General features: G+C 73.7%; 13 protein-coding genes. 9 read left to right on the forward strand and 4 right to left on the reverse strand.

Annotation, left to right across the window (positions count from 1 at the left end):
* Positions 1–435: 435 nt before the first annotated feature.
* The 5 genes from K8Z49_RS06820 to K8Z49_RS06840 all read left to right on the forward strand — a co-directional run bounded on the left by K8Z49_RS06820 (position 436) and on the right by K8Z49_RS06840 (position 6,642).
* Positions 436–1,767 carry a protein kinase domain-containing protein gene (locus tag K8Z49_RS06820; protein WP_075022462.1) on the forward strand — a complete coding sequence of 444 codons (1,332 nt, stop codon included), beginning with the start codon at positions 436–438 and terminating at the stop codon, positions 1,765–1,767.
* Positions 1,768–1,948: 181 nt separating this feature from the next.
* Complete coding sequence (locus K8Z49_RS06825; RefSeq protein WP_024936469.1) at positions 1,949–3,961, forward strand: substrate-binding domain-containing protein; 2,013 nt, start codon at positions 1,949–1,951, stop codon at positions 3,959–3,961.
* 90 nt (positions 3,962–4,051) lie between these two features.
* Positions 4,052–5,203, forward strand: coding sequence for an acyl-CoA dehydrogenase family protein (locus K8Z49_RS06830; RefSeq protein ID WP_075022463.1), 1,152 nt, complete (start codon positions 4,052–4,054; stop codon positions 5,201–5,203).
* Between the two features lie 16 nt (positions 5,204–5,219).
* Positions 5,220–5,975: a 3-oxoacyl-ACP reductase FabG gene (gene fabG, locus K8Z49_RS06835; RefSeq protein WP_412517851.1), complete on the forward strand. Its 756-nt coding sequence runs from the start codon at positions 5,220–5,222 to the stop codon at positions 5,973–5,975.
* Between the two features lie 43 nt (positions 5,976–6,018).
* Complete coding sequence (locus K8Z49_RS06840) at positions 6,019–6,642, forward strand: TetR/AcrR family transcriptional regulator (protein ID WP_021596777.1); 624 nt, start codon at positions 6,019–6,021, stop codon at positions 6,640–6,642.
* A 9-nt stretch (positions 6,643–6,651) separates the two neighbouring features.
* Here the strand turns inward: K8Z49_RS06840 and K8Z49_RS06845 are convergent, their stop codons facing one another.
* Together K8Z49_RS06845 and icmF are read right to left on the reverse strand one after the other, a co-directional pair.
* Positions 6,652–7,422 (reverse strand): helical backbone metal receptor, encoded by a 771-nt coding sequence (locus K8Z49_RS06845; RefSeq protein ID WP_412517852.1) that lies wholly within the window; start codon positions 7,420–7,422, stop codon positions 6,652–6,654.
* Positions 7,423–7,433: 11 nt separating this feature from the next.
* The gene (icmF, locus tag K8Z49_RS06850) at positions 7,434–10,661 is read right to left on the reverse strand and encodes a fused isobutyryl-CoA mutase/GTPase IcmF (RefSeq protein WP_412517853.1); all 3,228 of its coding nucleotides are present in this window, start codon (positions 10,659–10,661) and stop codon (positions 7,434–7,436) included.
* Between the two features lie 80 nt (positions 10,662–10,741).
* On the opposite strand from icmF, the gene K8Z49_RS06855 reads away from it, so the two are divergent.
* Positions 10,742–11,236, forward strand: a complete 495-nt coding sequence (locus K8Z49_RS06855; RefSeq protein ID WP_021596774.1) for a MarR family transcriptional regulator — start codon at positions 10,742–10,744, stop codon at positions 11,234–11,236.
* Here K8Z49_RS06855 and K8Z49_RS06860 read toward each other — a convergent pair.
* A complete protein-coding gene (locus K8Z49_RS06860) occupies positions 11,233–12,879 on the reverse strand; it encodes a class I adenylate-forming enzyme family protein (protein WP_412517854.1) in 1,647 nt (548 codons plus the stop codon). The genes K8Z49_RS06855 and K8Z49_RS06860 overlap by 4 nt on opposite strands.
* Positions 12,880–12,988: 109 nt before the next feature.
* Between K8Z49_RS06860 and K8Z49_RS06865 the strand changes: the two genes are divergently transcribed.
* The 3 genes from K8Z49_RS06865 to K8Z49_RS06875 are packed head-to-tail and all read left to right on the forward strand — an operon-like array spanning position 12,989 to position 15,460.
* Positions 12,989–13,798, forward strand: coding sequence for an N-acyl homoserine lactonase family protein (locus tag K8Z49_RS06865; RefSeq protein WP_412517855.1), 810 nt, complete (start codon positions 12,989–12,991; stop codon positions 13,796–13,798).
* 8 nt (positions 13,799–13,806) lie between these two features.
* Complete coding sequence (locus K8Z49_RS06870) at positions 13,807–15,078, forward strand: hydroxyacid-oxoacid transhydrogenase (RefSeq protein ID WP_075022466.1); 1,272 nt, start codon at positions 13,807–13,809, stop codon at positions 15,076–15,078.
* 7 nt (positions 15,079–15,085) lie between these two features.
* The gene (locus K8Z49_RS06875) at positions 15,086–15,460 is read left to right on the forward strand and encodes an FmdB family zinc ribbon protein (RefSeq protein ID WP_021596770.1); all 375 of its coding nucleotides are present in this window, start codon (positions 15,086–15,088) and stop codon (positions 15,458–15,460) included.
* Here the strand turns inward: K8Z49_RS06875 and K8Z49_RS06880 are convergent.
* Positions 15,457–16,560 (reverse strand): hypothetical protein, encoded by a 1,104-nt coding sequence (locus K8Z49_RS06880; protein ID WP_021596769.1) that lies wholly within the window; start codon positions 16,558–16,560, stop codon positions 15,457–15,459. The genes K8Z49_RS06875 and K8Z49_RS06880 overlap by 4 nt on opposite strands.
* Between the last annotated feature and the right edge of the window lie 98 nt (positions 16,561–16,658).

Here is a 16,658-nt window from a genome sequence, read left to right on the forward strand (position 1 = left end):
TCGGTGTACGATTTGTACCGGCGCTCTGGTCCCCCGTCGGAGCGCCCGTGCCGGTGTTCCGGGCCCCCGTCGGAACACCGATGATGCGGCGCCGGGTGGATTGCCCCCGTATCCACCCGGCGCCGCTTTTCAATGTCCGGGCACGTGGCAGAGGCTCCGCGGAGCCGCGGACGCCCTCTCCGTGACCCGCGCCTGACCCTCCACCGGGAGGCAGGCACATCCTGGCGAGAAAGCAAGCCCTCGGCCGTGGCCTGGTCCGGCCACGGCCCGAAACCGGGTCACTCCGAACCTTTCGCCTCCGAATCCGTGCGGGGGCGCGGTGTTCCCGGCCGGACACCCTCCGTCAGAACCTCCCGGCCACGACCGATCCGATCCGGGACGCGCTGCGTACTGCTGTGCGGTGACAACCATCCCCCGCGCCAGAGGGGAGGTCCCGTGGAACCGGGATTCCGGCTGGAGGACCGCTACCGCATGGAGCACCGCGTCGGCCGGCGCGGTCCGGCCCAGGTGTGGCGCGCGCACGACGAGCTGCTCGCCCGCGGCGTCGCGGTGACGCTCGTCGGCGTCCCGCACGGCCGGCGGCGGACGCGGCGGCGCCTGCGCGACGCGGCCCGCGCCGCGGCGGCCCTCACCCATCCGGGCATCGTGACCACCTACGACTACGGGGAGGCCGAGGGCTCCGGCGGCGACGCGCTGACCTACGTCGTGACCGAGTACCTGAACGGCGAGTCGCTGACGGCCCGCCTCGCGCGCGGCCTGCCCGGCCCCCAGGAGGCGGCCGGCGTGTGCGCGCAGATCGCCGACGCCCTCGCCGCCGTCCACGCCTGCGGGGTCGTCCACGGCGATCTGAGGGCCGGGCAGGTGTTCCTCGCCGCGGGCGGCGTGAAGCTCCTCGGCCTCGGCGTCGCCGGCCCGGCCGCGGACGCCGCGGACGAGGGCGCCGCGGAGGCGTCGCAGGGCCGGGAGGGGCCGGACGCGGAGGCGGGGCAGGCCGCGGACGTGCTGGCGCTGGGCGCGATCCTGGCGGCGTGCCTGCCCGAGACGGCGGACGGGGAGCCGGACGGCGCGGTGGCGGAACTGGCCGAGCTCGCGGCCCGGTGCCGCTCCGCCGATCCCGCCGCGCGGCCGCCGGCCGCCGAGGTGGCGCGCACGCTGGCGGCGCATGCCGGTGAGACGGCCGTCCTCCCCCTCCCCGCCGGCGCCGCGGACGCGGCGGAAGCAGCGGGCGCCGGGCAGCGGGCGCCCGTCCGGCGCAGGCCGGGAGGCGCCCGGCGCGCGGGCGTGCTCGGCGCCGCCGCGGCGGCGCTGGCGCTCGCGCTCGTCCCGCTGGCCGTGACCATGTCCGCGCTGCCGGACCCGGCGGCGGGCGGCGTCACCCTGCCCGTGCCGCCGCGCCCGTCCGCCGAGGGCCCGTCCGGCTCGGCGCGGGACCCGGGCGCGCCGCCGGGACCGCCGACCCGGCGGGCGAGCCCGGCGGTCCCGGCGGCGGACGCGCGCACGGCGGCGGTGGGCGCCCTCACCCGGCTGCGCCGCGCGATCGACGTGGGGATCGCGCTCGGGGAGGTCGGGCCGCGGTTCGGCTCCGAGCTGGCCACCGAGGTCACCACGCTGCTCAACGAGGTGGACCAGGGCCGGCCGGTGGACCTCGGGCGGCGGGTGGCGCGGCTGCGCGCGGCCTTGGACGGGCGGACGGCGGACGAGGTGTCCCCGGCGCGCGCCGCCGGATTGGCCGCTCTGCTCGCCGAGGTGCCCGTCCCGCCCTCCTGACCGCTTCCGATCCAGTCCGGACCCGCCGAAACCCTTGACGGAAGACGCCGATGAGACGAACATCACACCTGGCCCCGCCGAGACAGATCATTGATGTGTCTCACCCGCGGGCCGTCGAGACATGGCGCGACGCGGCCCGGCGCCCCGCCCGTCCGGGCCGCCCGGGAAACGGAGAACGGCGATGAGCGGACACGACGACGTGCCCGACTGGGCACCCAGGAACCTGCCGGAGCCGGACGACCCGGAGACGCCCTACACCTTCCTCGGCGCCTCGCAGCCCGGCGGAGCGCCCGCGCCGCACGGTCCCGGCGCACGCCCCGCCGGCCCGGGGCCCGCAGGGCCCGAGGCGCCCTTCGACGCGTTCACCCGGCCCGCCCGCGCGTCCCGCCCGCCGGGGCCGGCGCACGCCGCCGCCAAGCCGCCCCGGGGCCGGTGGCTCCCCGGCCGGGGACGGCCGCCGAGGCGCGTCGGCGGCATCCTGCTCGGGCCGCTCGCGGGCGCGGTCGGCCTGGTGCTGCTGACCGGCCTCGGCGCCTACGCGGTCGCCGCGGCCGGCGACGGCTGCTCCGGCGACGGCGCCCTCACGCTCACCGTGGCGGCCGCGCCGGACATCGCCCCCGCGGTCATCCGGGCGGCGGGCCGCCTCAACGACGCCAAGGACGAGGTGGACGGGCGGTGCGTCCGCGCGCGGGTGCGGGCCACCGAGCCGGCGGCCGTCGCGACGCTGCTGTCCGGCAAGGGGGTGGCCGGCGTCACCGAGCGGCCGGACGTCTGGATCCCCGACTCCTCGCTGTGGACCAAGCTCGTCGGCAGCTCGGACCGGCCCGGGGCGGCCGGGTCCTTCACCGACCTCGGCGGCATGGCCTCCTCCCCCATCGTGCTGGCGATGCCCCGCGGGCTCGCGACGCAGCTGCGCAACCTCGGCGCGCCCGAGCAGCCGTCCTGGAAGGAGCTGCTCGCCGCGGCGGGCGCGTCCTCGGACGACGGGCAGGACCCGGACGCGGGCGGCGGCGTCATCCCGGCGCGGCTGTTCCGGCTCCAGGTCCCCGACCCCGACCGCAGCGCCACCGGGATGGGCTCGCTGATCCTGGCCGGCGCGCTGCTGGCCGACTCCCCGGGCGGCCAGGCGCGGTTCGCCGGCGTGGTCCGGACGATCCGCGAGGGCATCGCGGCGTCGGTCGCGGCGGAGTTCGCCGCGTTCGGCAAGGGCGACACCGACCGCTACCCCGTCGCGCTGGCTCCCGAGCAGGCGGTCTTCTCCTACAACGCGCGCCGTCCGGCCGAGCAGGCCGTCGCGGTGTACCCGGCGGAGGGGACGATCTTCCTCGACCATCCCGTCACCGTCCTGTCCGGGGACGCGGCCAAGGCCGGCGCGGCGCGCCTGCTCGGGCGGGCGCTGTCGGACCGGGCCACCCGCGACGACGTCCAGCGGCTCGGGTTCCGCACCCCCGGCGGCGCCGCGCCCGCGGCGTTCTCCGCCCGGACCGGCCTGAACCCGCGCGCGCCGAAGGCGCTGCCGCCGGCGCCCGCCGCCGACGTGCGGCGCACCATGCAGTCGTGGGCGCAGCTGTCGCTGAGCATCCGGATGCTCAGCATCATCGACGTGTCCGGGTCCATGGACCAGAAGCTGGCGCCGGGCGTCACCCGGCTGCAGGCCACGGTCCGCACCGCGCAGAGCGGGCTGTCGCTGCTGCCGGACGACAGCGAGCTCGGCCAGTGGGTGTTCTCCACCAAGCTGGAGGGCGGTCAGGACTGGCGCGAGCTGGTCAGCGTCGGGCCGCTCGGCGAGCGGCTCGGCTCCGCCACCCGGCGGCAGCAGATGCTGAGCGCGTTCGCGCAGATCAGGGTGAAGAAGCGCGGCGACACGGGCCTGTACGAGACGGTCATGGCGGCGTTCGACTACATGAAGCGGACCTACAAGCCGGAGTACGTGAACTCGGTGCTGCTCTGGACGGACGGCCGGAACGAGGACCCGGGCGGCCCCTCGCTCGCCGAGACGCTCGACCACATCCGCCGCGAGTACGACCCGGAGCGCCCGGTCCTCATCAACATGTTCGGCAACGGCGACGATGTGGACGTCAACGAGCTGCGGCAGATCGCGCGGCTCACGCGCGGGGACGCGTACGTGGCCGAGACCCCCGAGGAGGTGCAGACACTCTTCCTCAAGGCGCTGTCCCAGCGGGTCAACCCCTGACCTCCGCGGCCTCCGCCTCGTATTTGATTCTAGAACGCTATTCGAGTTAGGTTAGCGTTCCGTTAGATACGCAGGCGAGAGGGGCACGGCGTGCGCCGCACCGTTTTCAACGAGGACCATGAGGCGTTCCGGGACATGATCCGGTCGTTCATCGAGGCCGAGGTCGCCCCGGTCTACGACGCGTGGGAGGAGGCCGGCCACCCGCCGCGCGAGTTCTACGGCAAGCTCGGCGAGCTGGGCGTGTTCGGCGTCCAGGTGCCCGAGGAGTACGGCGGCGCGGGCGAGACCAGCTTCAAGTACCAGGCGGTGATCTCCGAGGAGTGCGCCCGCGCCGCGGTGAGCTTCGGCGGCTACGGGGTGCACGTCAACCTCGTCCTGCCCTACCTGCTCAAGTACGGCTCGGACGAGCAGAAAAAGCGCTGGCTGCCGCCGTTCGTGTCCGGCGAGATGATGACCGCCATCGCGATGACCGAGCCCGGCACCGGCTCCGACCTCGCCGGCATCCAGACCACGGCGAAGCGCGACGGCGACCACTACATCCTCAACGGCGCCAAGACGTTCATCACCGGCGGCGTCCTCGCCGACCGCGTGCTGGTGGTGGCCCGCACGTCCCCCGCCACGCCCGAGAACCGCCGGGCCGGCCTGTCGATCCTCGCCGTCGACACCAAGAGCGAGGGCTACGCCGTCGGCCGCAAGCTGGAGAAGATCGGCCTGCGCAGCTCCGACACCGCCGAGCTGTCGTTCACCGACGTCCGGGTGCCCGTCGAGGACCTCCTCGGCGAGGAGGGCCGCGGCTTCGAGTACCTCACCCACAACCTCGCCGAGGAGCGCCTCGGCATCGCGACCAGCTCCTACGCGTCCGCCGCCGCCGCGGTCGAGTTCGCCCGCGCGTACGTGCAGGAGCGCACCGTCTTCGGCAAGACCGTCTCCTCGTTCCAGAACACCAAGTTCGTCCTCGCCGAGTGCGCCACCGAGGTCGAGGCGGCCCGCTCGCTGGTCGACCGCTGCATCGAGGCCCTGGACGCCGGGGAGCTGACCCCCGCCGACGCCGCCGTCTGCAAGCTGTTCTGCACCGAGGTCCAGGCCCGCGTCGTCGACAAGTGCCTGCAGCTGCACGGCGGCTACGGCTACATCCTGGAGTACCCGATCGCCCGCCTGTACACCGACGCGCGGGTCACCCGCATCTACGGCGGCACCAGCGAGGTGCTCAAGACCATCATCGCCAAGGACATCCAGGTCTGACGGAAGGGCTGCTCACATGACCGAGAACCGGGTGGCCGTCGTCACCGGCGCCGCGCGCGGCATCGGCGCCGCCACCGCCGTGCGCCTCGCGAAGGAGGGCTTCGCCGTCGCGGTCTGCGACCTCGACGAGGCCGCGTGCGCCGGCACCGTGGAGACGATCGCCAAGGACGGCGGCACGGCCCTCGCCGTCGGCGTGGACGTCGCCGACTCCGCGGCGGTCTCCGCCGCCGTCGCGCGCGTCGCCGCCGAGCTCGGCCCGCCCGTCGTGCTGGTGAACAACGCCGGCATCACCCGCGACAACCTGCTGTTCAAGATGTCCGACGACGACTGGGACGCCGTCATGTCGGTGCACCTGCGCGGCTCGTTCCTGATGAGCCGCGCCGCGCAGGAGCACATGACGAAGGCGGGCTGGGGCCGGATCGTGAACCTGTCGTCGGTGTCGGCGCTCGGCAACCGCGGCCAGGTCAACTACGCGGCCGCCAAGGCGGGCCTGCAGGGCTTCACCAAGACCCTCGCGATCGAGCTGGGCCGGTTCGGCGTGACCGCCAACGCGATCGCCCCCGGCTTCATCGCCACCGAGATGACGGCCGCGACCGCCGCCCGGATCGGCGTGGAGTTCGAGGACTTCAAGGCCGCCGCCGCCAAGGAGATCCCGGTGCGCCGCGTCGGCGTCCCCGAGGACATCGCCGGCACCGTCGCGTTCCTGGTCAGCGACGACGCCTCGTTCGTCTCCGGGCAGGTCATCTACGTGGCGGGCGGTCCGCGGGCATGAGCCGGGCGGTGCGCGTGGCCGCGCCCCCGCGGGGGCACGGCGGGTGACGCCGCCGCGGGCGGTCCGCAAGGACGGCCAGGCACGCGACCGGGAGGGGACGGAGGAGTCGCTGCGCGCGGCGGCCATCGCGCTGCTGCGGCGCGGCGGCGTCCTCGCCGGGCTCAACCTGCGGCAGGTCGCCGACGAGGCGGGCGTCAACCGCGGGCTGGTCTACCAGTACTTCGGGTCGCGGCGGGCGCTGCTGCGGTCGGCGCTGTTCCACCGGTCGCGGCTGAACGCGGAGGACGCGGTCGACGCGGCCGGGCTGCCGCTGCGCGAGCGGCTGGCGCGCCTGTTCTGGACGAGCCTGCGCAACCCCGAGCCGGTCCGCCTGGCGGCGCTGCTGGTGCTGGACGGCGACGAGCGGCCCCGGGCGCTGCTCAACCGGGGCGCCGACAGGGAGGACCTCGCGGCGGAGGCCGCGGCGGGCGGCCTGCCCGTCGAGGACGTCGAGGCCGTGCAGGCGGCGATCGCGTCCACGATCTGCGGGTACACGCTGCTGCGCGAGCATCTGGCCCGGGAGACCGGCGTGCCGGCGGCGGAGCTGGACGAGCGCATGGCCCGCTGCGTGGAGGCCATGTTCACCGGCCGCGCGCCCTCACCGGAGGCGGCCGACGGGCACGGCTAGCGGGCACGATTAGCGGGCGCGGGCCTCGTCGAGCCGCCGTGCGAGGGCGGCCGGGGCGCCGACGAGGGACGGGCCGTACCAGGTGAGGTCGCGCCCGCTGACGAGCGCCACGTCGATGCCGGGGAACGCCTCGGGACCGTCGTGCTCGGTGAACGCGTACGGCTCGTCCGGCAGGACGACCAGGTCCGCGCCCGACGCGTTCAGCTCGTCCAGCGGGATCTTCGGGTACCGGTCCAGGTGACCCGCGTACACGTTGGACACGCCGAGCCGGGACAGCACGTCGCCGGTGAAGGTGTCCCGGCCGACGACCATCCATGGCCGCCGCCAGATCGGGATGACCGCCGCGCGGGGCGCGCGCGGCGCGACGTCCGACCAGACGCGCGCCGCCTCGTCCAGCCAGGCCGGGACCGGTATCCGGCACGCCTCGGTGAGCATGCGGCGCAGCGACGTGAGGGCCTCGCCGACGGTGCGGATCTCGGTCATCCACACCGGGACGCCCGCGGCGCGCATCGCCTCGACGTCGGCGGGGCGGTTCTCCTCGGTGTTGCCGAGGACGACGTCCGGCCCCAGCTCCGCGATCTTCTCCACGTCGGGGTTCTTCGTGCCGCGCACGCGCGGCACGTCCAGGCCCTCGGGGTGGGTGCACCAGTCGGTGGCGCCGGCGAGCAGGCCCGGCGCCGACACCGCGACCGTCTCCGTCAGCGACGGGACGATGGACACGACCCGGCGCACCCGGTCCGGAACGGGAACCGGGGCGCCGGTGTCGTCACGCGCGGTCATGAGTCGGACGATCAGACGTTGCGGCGGTACTGGCCGCCCACCTCGAAGAACGCGTCGGTGATCTGCTGGAGGCTGCACACGCGCGCCGCGTCCATCAGCACCGCGAACACGTTCTCGCCCGCCCGCGCCGCCTCCTTGAGCGCGGCGAGGGCGGCCCGGGCCTCGTCGCGGTGCGCGGCCTGGTAGGTGTGGACGCGGTCGAGCTGGGAGCGCTTCTCCTCCTCGGTGGCGCGGGCCAGCTCGATCTTCTTCGGCGTGCCGTCGCCGGAGTCCGGGGTGCGGAACGTGTTGACCCCGATCAGCGGCAGGGAGCCGTCGTGCTTGCGCTGCTCGTACAGCATCGACTCGTCCTGGATGCGGCCGCGCTGGTAGCCGGTCTCCATCGCGCCGAGGACGCCGCCGCGCTCGCTGATCCGGTCGAACTCCGCCAGCACCGCCTCCTCGACCAGGTCGGTGAGCTCGTCGATGATGAACGACCCCTGCAGCGGGTTCTCGTTCATCGCGAGTCCCCACTCGCGGTTGATGATGAGCTGGATCGCCAGCGCCCGCCGCACCGACTCGGCCGTCGGCGTGGTGACGGCCTCGTCGTAGGCGTTGGTGTGCAGGCTGTTGCAGTTGTCGTAGATGGCGATGAGCGCCTGCAGCGTGGTCCGGATGTCGTTGAAGTGCATCTCCTGCGCGTGCAGGGAGCGCCCGGACGTCTGCACGTGGTACTTGAGCTTCTGGCTGCGCTCGTTGGCGCCGTACCTGTCGCGCATGGCCACGGCCCAGATGCGGCGGGCCACCCGTCCGAGGACGTTGTACTCGGGGTCCATGCCGTTGGAGAAGAAGAACGACAGGTTGGGCGCGAAGTCGTCGATGTCCATGCCGCGCGCCAGGTAGGACTCGACGTAGGTGAACCCGTTGGCGAGGGTGAACGCGAGCTGGCTGATGGGGTTCGCGCCCGCCTCGGCGATGTGGTAGCCGGAGATGGACACCGAGTAGAAGTTGCGGACCTTGTTGGCGATGAACCACTCCTGGATGTCGCCCATCATCCGCAGCGAGAACTCGGTGGAGAAGATGCAGGTGTTCTGGCCCTGGTCCTCCTTGAGGATGTCGGCCTGCACGGTGCCGCGCACGGTCGACAGGACGCGCGCGCGGATCCGCGCGGCCTCCTCGGCGGACGGCTCGCGCCCGTTCTCCTCGTAGAAGGCGTCCAGCCCCTGGTCGATGGCGGTGTTGAGGAAGAACGCCAGGATCGTGGGCGCGGGGCCGTTGATGGTCATCGACACCGACGTGGTCGGCGACGACAGGTCGAACCCGTCGTATAGGGCCTTCATGTCGTCCAGCGTCGCGATCGACACCCCGGACGTGCCGACCTTGCCGTACACGTCGGGACGCTCGTCGGGGTCGCGCCCGTACAGGGTGACCGAGTCGAACGCGGTGGACAGCCGCGTGGCGGGCTGGCCCTCCGACAGGAGCTTGAAGCGCCGGTTGGTGCGGAACGGGTCGCCCTCCCCCGCGAACATGCGCGCGGGGTCCTCGTTGTCGCGCTTGAACGGGAACACCCCGGCGGTGAACGGGAACCGTCCCGGGAGGTTCTCCGACCGGAGGAACCGCAGCAGCTCGCCGTGGTCGGTGTAGCGCGGCAGCGCGACGCGCGGGATGCGGCTGCCTGACAGGGACTCGCGGGTCAGCTCGGTGCGCAGCTCCTTGTCGCGGATCTTCACGACCTGCTCGTCGCCGGAGTACGACTCCACGACGGCCGGCCACTCCTCGATCAGCCGGGCGCTGTCCGGCGCCACGTCGCGGCGCGCCCCGTCCAGCAGCACCTCGACCTCGGAGGCGTCGGTCAGCTCCGCGCGGACCTCGGCCAGCCGCTGGACGCGCCGCACCGCCTCCATCTGCCTTGCCGTGTCCGCGTGGTAGCCGCGCACGGTCTCGGCGATGTCGGACAGGTACCGGACGCGGCCCGGCGGGATGACGGTCGCGGCGCCGGTCGACACCTTGGTCGCGGCCTCGGGCAGGGTCCCGTCCTCCAGCCGCAGCCCGTGCTCGCCCAGGAGGCCCCCGAGGTGCTGGTAGAGCGCGGTGACGCCGTCGTCGTTGAAGGTGGCCGCGCTGGTGCCGAACACGGGCATGTCATCGGGACGCTGCCCGAACGCCTCCCGGTTCCGGACGAGCTGGCGGCCCACGTCCCGCAGTGCGTCGGCCGCGCCGCGCCGCTCGAACTTATTGATCGCCACCACGTCCGCGAAGTCGAGCATGTCGATCTTCTCCAGCTGGGACGCGGCGCCGAACTCCGGCGTCATCACGTACAGCGACACGTCCACCAGCGGGACGATCGCGGCGTCGCCCTGCCCGATGCCGGGCGTCTCCAGGACGACCAGGTCGTATCCGGCGGCCTTGCAGGCGGTGACGATGTCCTCGATGTTCTCGGGCAGCTCCCGCGCGCCCCGGGTGGCCAGCGAGCGGAAGAACACGCGGTCGCCGTCCAGGGAGTTCATCCGGATCCGGTCGCCGAGCAGCGCGCCGCCGCCGCGCCGCCGGGTCGGGTCGACCGCCAGCACCGCGACGCGCAGCCGGTCGCCCTGGTCGACGCGCAGCCGCCGCACCAGCTCGTCGGTGAGCGACGACTTCCCGGACCCGCCCGTCCCGGTGATGCCGAGCACGGGCACCCGGCGCGCGGCGGCCGCCTCGGCGAGCCGCGCCCGGTCACTCTCCGGCAGCTTCCCGGCCTGAAGGCAGGTGAGGGTCCGCGCGAGGGCGCGCCGCCCGCCCGCCAGGACCTCCTCCACCGGGGCGGGTTCGGCGGCGAGGTCGACGTCGCAGTCGCGCACCAGCTCGTTGATCATGCCGGGGAGGCCGAGCCGCTGCCCGTCCTCCGGCGAGAAGATCCGCACCCCCGCGCCGGAGAGCCGGTCGATCTCCTCGTGCACGATGACGCCGCCGCCCCCGCCGAACACGCGCACGTGCTCGGCGCCCGCCTCCTTGAGGCTGCGCGACAGGAACTCGAAGTACTCGACGTGCCCGCCCTGGTAAGAGCTGATCGCCACGCCCTGCGCGTCCTCCTCCAGGACGGCGTCGACGACCTCTCGGACCGAGCGGTCGTGCCCCAGGTGCACGACCTCGGCGCCCTGGGACTGCAGGATGCGCCGCATGATGTTGATCGCGGCGTCGTGGCCGTCGAACAGCGCGGCCGCCGTCACGAACCGCACCGGGTGCACCGGCGCGTGCAGCTCCCCCGTCACCGTCCCCACCCCAAACCTTGGACTTCCAATATTTGGAAGTTAAAATAGTTTCCGTGCGCGACGCGGTCAAGACCACATACGGTGGCCCGGTGCCCGACATACCCGATCCGATCGCCGAGGCCCACCGCCAGTGGAGCGCCCGCTGGCCCGAGCACGCCGACCACATGGCGGCCGTCACCTCGGTGATGCGGGCCCAGCAGCTCCTGCTCAGCCGGATCGAGGCCGTCCTCAAGCCGTTCGGGCTGACGTTCGCCGCCTACGAGGCCCTGCGCCTCCTGGCCTTCGCCCGCACCGGGACGCTCCCCATGGGCAAGATGGGCGCGCGCCTCATGGTGCACCCCGCGTCGGTCACCAACGTGATCGGGCGCCTGGAGCAGCGCGGCCTCGTCGGCCGCCGCCCCTCCCCCGACGACCGCCGCGTCGTCCTCGCCACCATCACCCCGGCCGGCCGCGACCTCGCCGAGGAGGCCACGCTCGCCCTCAACGAGTCGGCCTTCGGCATCGCCGGCCTCCCCGCCGCCGAGGCCGCCGAGCTCACCGCCGCCCTGCGCCAGGTCCGCCTGACCACCGGCGACCTCGGCTAGCCCCGCCCGCCCGGTCCCGGCGGCCGGTCGCGGAGGGCCCGGCGGAGCAGCTTCCCGGTGACGGTCTTCGGGATCTCGTCCAGGATCTCGACGACGCGCGGGTACTTGTAGGCCGCCATGCGGTCGCGGCAGAACCCGATCAGCTCCTCCGGCTCGGCGTCCGCTCCGGGCCGGAGGCTGACGAACCCCTTGACGGTCTCGCCGCGGTACTCGTCCGGGACGCCGACGACCGCGGCCTCGCGGACGGCCGGGTGCTCGTACAGGACGTCCTCGACCTCGCGCGGCCAGATCTTGTAGCCGCCCGCGTTGATCTGGTCCTTCTTGCGGTCCACCAGGTAGAACCAGCCGCCGGCGTCCATGTAGCCGACGTCGCCGGTGCGCAGCGCGCCGCCCGGCAGGGCCGCCGCGGTCTCCTCCGGCTTGTTCCAGTAGCCGGGGACCACCTGCGGGCCGGAGGTGACCAGCTCGCCGATCTCGCCGGGCGGCAGCTCCCGGCCGTCGTCGCCGACCACTCGGACGACCGTGTCGAACACCGGGACCCCGACGGACAGCGCCCCGGTCACCGGGTCCACCGGCGCCTCGGCGCCGAGCGGGACGGCGTGGGACGGCGAGGTCGTCTCGGTGAGGCCGTAGATGTTGTGGATGTACTGGCCGAAGACGTCCCGGAACGCCGCGACCGTGCTCGGCGGGATGGGCGCGCCCCCGGAGTAGATCCTGGTGAGGGTGGCCAGCGCGTCGCGCGCCGCGTTCGGGGCGTTGAGCAGCGCGATGAAGACCGTGATCGAGCCGACCGTGAAGGTGGCGCGCTCGGCCCGGATCGTGTCGATCGCGCGCGCCGGGTCGAAGCGGTTCATCAGCACGAGCCGCGCGCCGGTCAGCAGCGACAGCGCGACGTGCCCGACCATGCCGGTGATGTGGAACAGCGGCGCGACCCCGAGGATCACGTCGCCCGGGCCGATGCCGATCCAGTCGCGGTAGGTCTGGGCGTTGAAGACCAGGTTGCCGTGGGTGTTCATCGCCCCCTTGGGCGGCCCGGTCGTCCCCGAGGTGTAGGTGAGCAGGGCGACGTCGTCCGGGGAGGGGCGGGCGGGCTCGGCCGGGGACCGGTCCGCGAACCGGTCGACGAGGTCCGCGAGGTCGCGCGTGCCGGCGGCGGGACGGTCCGGCTCGGCCACCGTGACGACGGTGCCGACCCCGGTGCCGGCGATCACCTCGCGCGCCACGTCCTCGTAGAGCCCGCTGAGGGCCACCAGGGCGCTCGCGCCGGAGTCGCGCAGGACGAGGTCGAGCTCGCGGGCCTTGTTCATCGGGTTCACCGGGACGGCGATGCCGCCGGCCTTCCAGACGCCGAGCAGCGCGATCACGAACTCCGGGACGTTCTGCAGGTACAGCGCGGCCCGGTCGCCGGGCCCGAACCCCTCGGCCGCGAGGGCGGCGGCGAAGGCGTCCGAGCGGCGGCCGAGGTCGCGCCAGGTGATCCGCTCGCCGCGGCAGCGCAGGGCGTCGGCGTCCGGATGCGCGGCCGCGGTGACGGCGGCCATGTCCAGGGCGCTCGCGTACTCGGGCTCGATGCCGGCCGGTATCCCCTCGCCGTAGCGCGCGAGCCACGGGCGGGCGTCGACGCTCATGTCTCCAGGGCTCATGCCTCCAGGCATATCCCAGATGTTTGTGCAGGTCGAGAAGGGTCGTTTGTTGACTTATCGGACGGCGATGTCACGGTGGAGGTGGTACCGGACTCGCGGAGGTGGCGTGATGGCGGCGACGAGGCTGCATGTGCTCGACTGCGGGGCGATGAGCTGCGACCTGACGTGGCTCCTGCTGAAGGCGGGACGGACGATCCGGCCGCGCGGCGAGAAGGGCGAGCCGAGCGAGTGGGTGCGCTGCACCACCCACACCGTCCTCGTGGAGACCCCGGAGGGCACGCTGCTGTGGGACACCAGCTGCCCGCGCGACTGGGAGACCCGCTGGGAGCCGAGCGGCCTGCAGGAGTTCTTCCCTTATGACCAGGTCGAGGAGGAGCAGTACCTCGACCGGCGGCTCGGCCAGGTGGGCGTGAGCCCCGAGAACCTCGACTTCGTCGTGCTGTCGCACCTGCACTTCGACCACGCGGGCAACGTCCGGCAGTTCGCGGGGACCGGCGCGCGGCTGGTGTGCAACCAGAAGGAGAAGGACTTCGCGTTCGGGTTCGAGGGCGAGTTCGAGGGCGCGCACCTCAAGGCCGACTACGAGGGCCTGGACTTCGAGACCGTCTCCGGCGACACCGAGTTCCTGCCCGGCGTCATCCTCATCGAGGCACCGGGCCACACCCCCGGCACGATGGCGATGAAGGTCGACCTCCCCGACACCGGCACCATGATCTTCACGTCGGACGCGGTCTACCTCGGCGAGTCCTACGGCCCGCCCGCGACGCCCGCCGCGATCGTCAGCGATCTCGGCGATTGGTACGCATCGGTGGAGAAGATCCGGGGAATCGCGGAGAAGAGCGACGCGACGGTGGTGTTCGGGCACGACGCGGAACAGCTGGACTCGCTGCGGCGGGCGCCCGACGCCTTCTACACCTGAGGACGGTCATGACGAACGAAACGGTCTTCACCTACGGTGCGCCCCAGCTGAAGTTCGGCACGGGAGCGGCCGACGAGCTCGGCTTCGACCTCACGCAGCTGGGGGCGCGCCGGGTGCTCGTGGTGACCGACCCCGGGGTCTCCGCGACGGGCGGCCCGCAGCGGATCGCCGACGCGATGAAGGCGTACGGCGTCGAGGCGGCGGTCTTCGACGGCGTCCGCGTGGAGCCGACGGACGCGAGCCTGCGGCACGCCGTCGAGCACGCGCGGGAGACCGGCCCCTACGACGCCTACGTGGCCGTCGGCGGCGGATCGAGCATCGACACCGCCAAGGCGATCAACCTGCTCACGACGAACGACGGCGACCTCGCCGAGTACCTGAACCCGCCGATCGGGGACGGGCGGGCGCCGGAGCGGCCCCTGCTGCCGCTGGTCGCCGTCCCCACCACGACCGGGACCGGCGCGGAGAGCACGACCGTGTGCGTCCTGGACGTCCTGGACCTGCGGGTCAAGACGGGCATCAGCCACCCGCGGATGCGCCCGACGCTCGCGGTGGTCGACCCCGAGCTGACGATGTCGCAGCCGTCCGGCGTGACCGCGTCCGCCGGGATGGACATCCTCTGCCACGCCCTGGAGAGCTACACCGCCCGCCCCTTCGACGACTTCGAGCGCAAGAAGGCCGAGCAGCGGGTGCCCTACTGCGGCGCCAACCCGGTGTCGGACATGTGGGCGGAGAAGTCGCTGAGCCTGCTGTCCCGGTCGTTCCGCAAGGCCGTCCAGGACGGCGACGACCGGCGGGCCCGCGCCGACATGGCGCTCGCGGCGACGTTCGCGGGGCTCGGCTTCGGCAACGCCGGGGTCCACATCCCGCACGCCAACGCCTACCCGATCGCCGGGATGGTGAAGGACTTCCACCCCGCCGGCTACCCGGACGGGGAGGCGCTCGTCCCGCACGGGATGTCGGTGTCGCTGACCGCGCCGGAGGCGTTCCGGTTCACCTACCAGGCGCGCCCGGAGCAGCACGTGCGGGCGGCCGAGCTGCTCGACCCGCGCCTGGACCGGCCGAACGACCCGGCCGAGCACCTGCCGCGGGCGGTGCTGAACCTGATGCGCGACATCGGCATCCCGGACGGGATCGGGGGCGTCGGCTACACCGAGGGCGACATCCCCGGCCTGGTGGAGGGCACGATGAAGCAGCAGCGGCTGCTGGCGACCTCGCCGCGCCCGGTGGACGAGGACGCCGTGGCGGAGATCTTCAAGCGCTCGCTGCGGCTGTGGTGAGGCGGCCGTGCCGATCTACGAGCTGCGGTGCGAGGCCGGCCACCGGTTCGAGGTGATCCAGTCGTTCACCGCGCCGCTGCCGGCCTGCGCGTGCGGGGCGGCGACGGTGAAGGTCCCGGCGCGGTGCGGGCTGCTCGGGACGGCGTCCGTCCCCCCGCCGCCGGAGATGATGCCGCAGACGTGGCGCGGCACCCGCGAGGGCGACCGCGAGTACGTCACCGAGCTGCGGCGGACGGCGCAGGAGCGGCGGGCGCTGGAGGAGCGGCATCCCGAGCTGGCCGGCGACCGGCGGCCGGTCCTCGCCCACGAGGGCCGCTACGAGCACGCGCCGCTCCGGGCCGGCGACCCGCGTCCGGGGCCGGGCCCGGAGAAGCCCGCCTAGTGGTCGCGGACCCAGGCGTCGATGAGGTCGGCGGCCCAGGGCCGCGAGCGCGGCAGGTAGTGGGTGTCCTTGATGAAGTCGAGCGTCTTGTCGGACGCGGCGAGGGCGTCGAAGATCGCGCGCGCGTCGCTGTCGTGGACGCCCTCGTCGGCGGTGGCGTGGACGACCAGGGACGGGACGGTGATCCGCGCGAGGTGCGGCGCGGCGGAGCACTGCGACGTGCGCAGGCTCCACATCGACAGCCACGACCGGAGCGTGCAGAGGGAGCCGATGCCGAAGACGCCGTAGTTGGCCTTGACCGGCTCGCCCAGGTAGCAGCGGTTGGGTTCCCGGTCGGACGGCTCGATGGACGGGTCCATCATCCGCAGGTCGGCCCACGTGCGGTGCACGGTGAACAGCTCGTCGCGGGCGCGGGTGCCCTTCAGGGCGTCCAGGCGGGCGAGGACCCGGTCGGTGATGCGCTCGTTGCGGGCGCGCTGGGCGGCGCGGTAGCGGGCCTGGAACCCAGCGCCGTAGGGCGGCCCGTTCGCGGGGTCGAACGGGTCGAGGGACGGGTCGGCCGACAGGGGATCGGTCTCGTCGGTCACCGACGGGTCCATCCACGCTGTGAGGACCTCGGGGCGGCCGGCGTGGGCGGCCAGGGCGATGAACAGGTCGCCGGCCGGCAGGTCCTCGATGGCCGGGACCGGGCGCATCCCGGCGACGGGCGTGACGCTGGGCCGGACCGCCTGGGACTGGTAAGCGGCCATGAGCGACCCGCCGCCGGAGTTGCCCAGCAGGACGATCCGCTCGGCGCCGGCCCGCTCGCGGAGCCAGCGGACGCCGGTGCCGATCTCGGCGAGGGCGTGGTCGAGGAGGAAGTGGGCCTCGTCGCCGCGGAAGCGGGTGTTCCAGCCGAGGAAGCCGTACCCGCGGGCGGCGAGGTGCTCGGCGAGGTAGTGCTCGGAGAAGTCGACGCTGTAGTGGGTCGCGATGAACGCGGTCTTCGGCGGGGCGCCCGCCGGGCGGTGGTAGACGCCCTGGCACGGGTGGCCGCCCGCGCCCGCCCGTCCGGCCAGGGGCGACGGCAGCCCCACGAACTCCCTGACGATCCCGCCCATCCCGTACCTCCCGGAGCCCGATACCGAATAGCGTTCTGATCGTAGGGGGTGCCGGGAATGTGCGGCCAAGGGCCACCCATCCCCTGGATGGGCGGAAC

This window comes from Actinomadura madurae, from assembly GCF_047130825.1.
In the GTDB taxonomy this organism is placed as follows: domain Bacteria; phylum Actinomycetota; class Actinomycetes; order Streptosporangiales; family Streptosporangiaceae; genus Spirillospora; species Spirillospora madurae.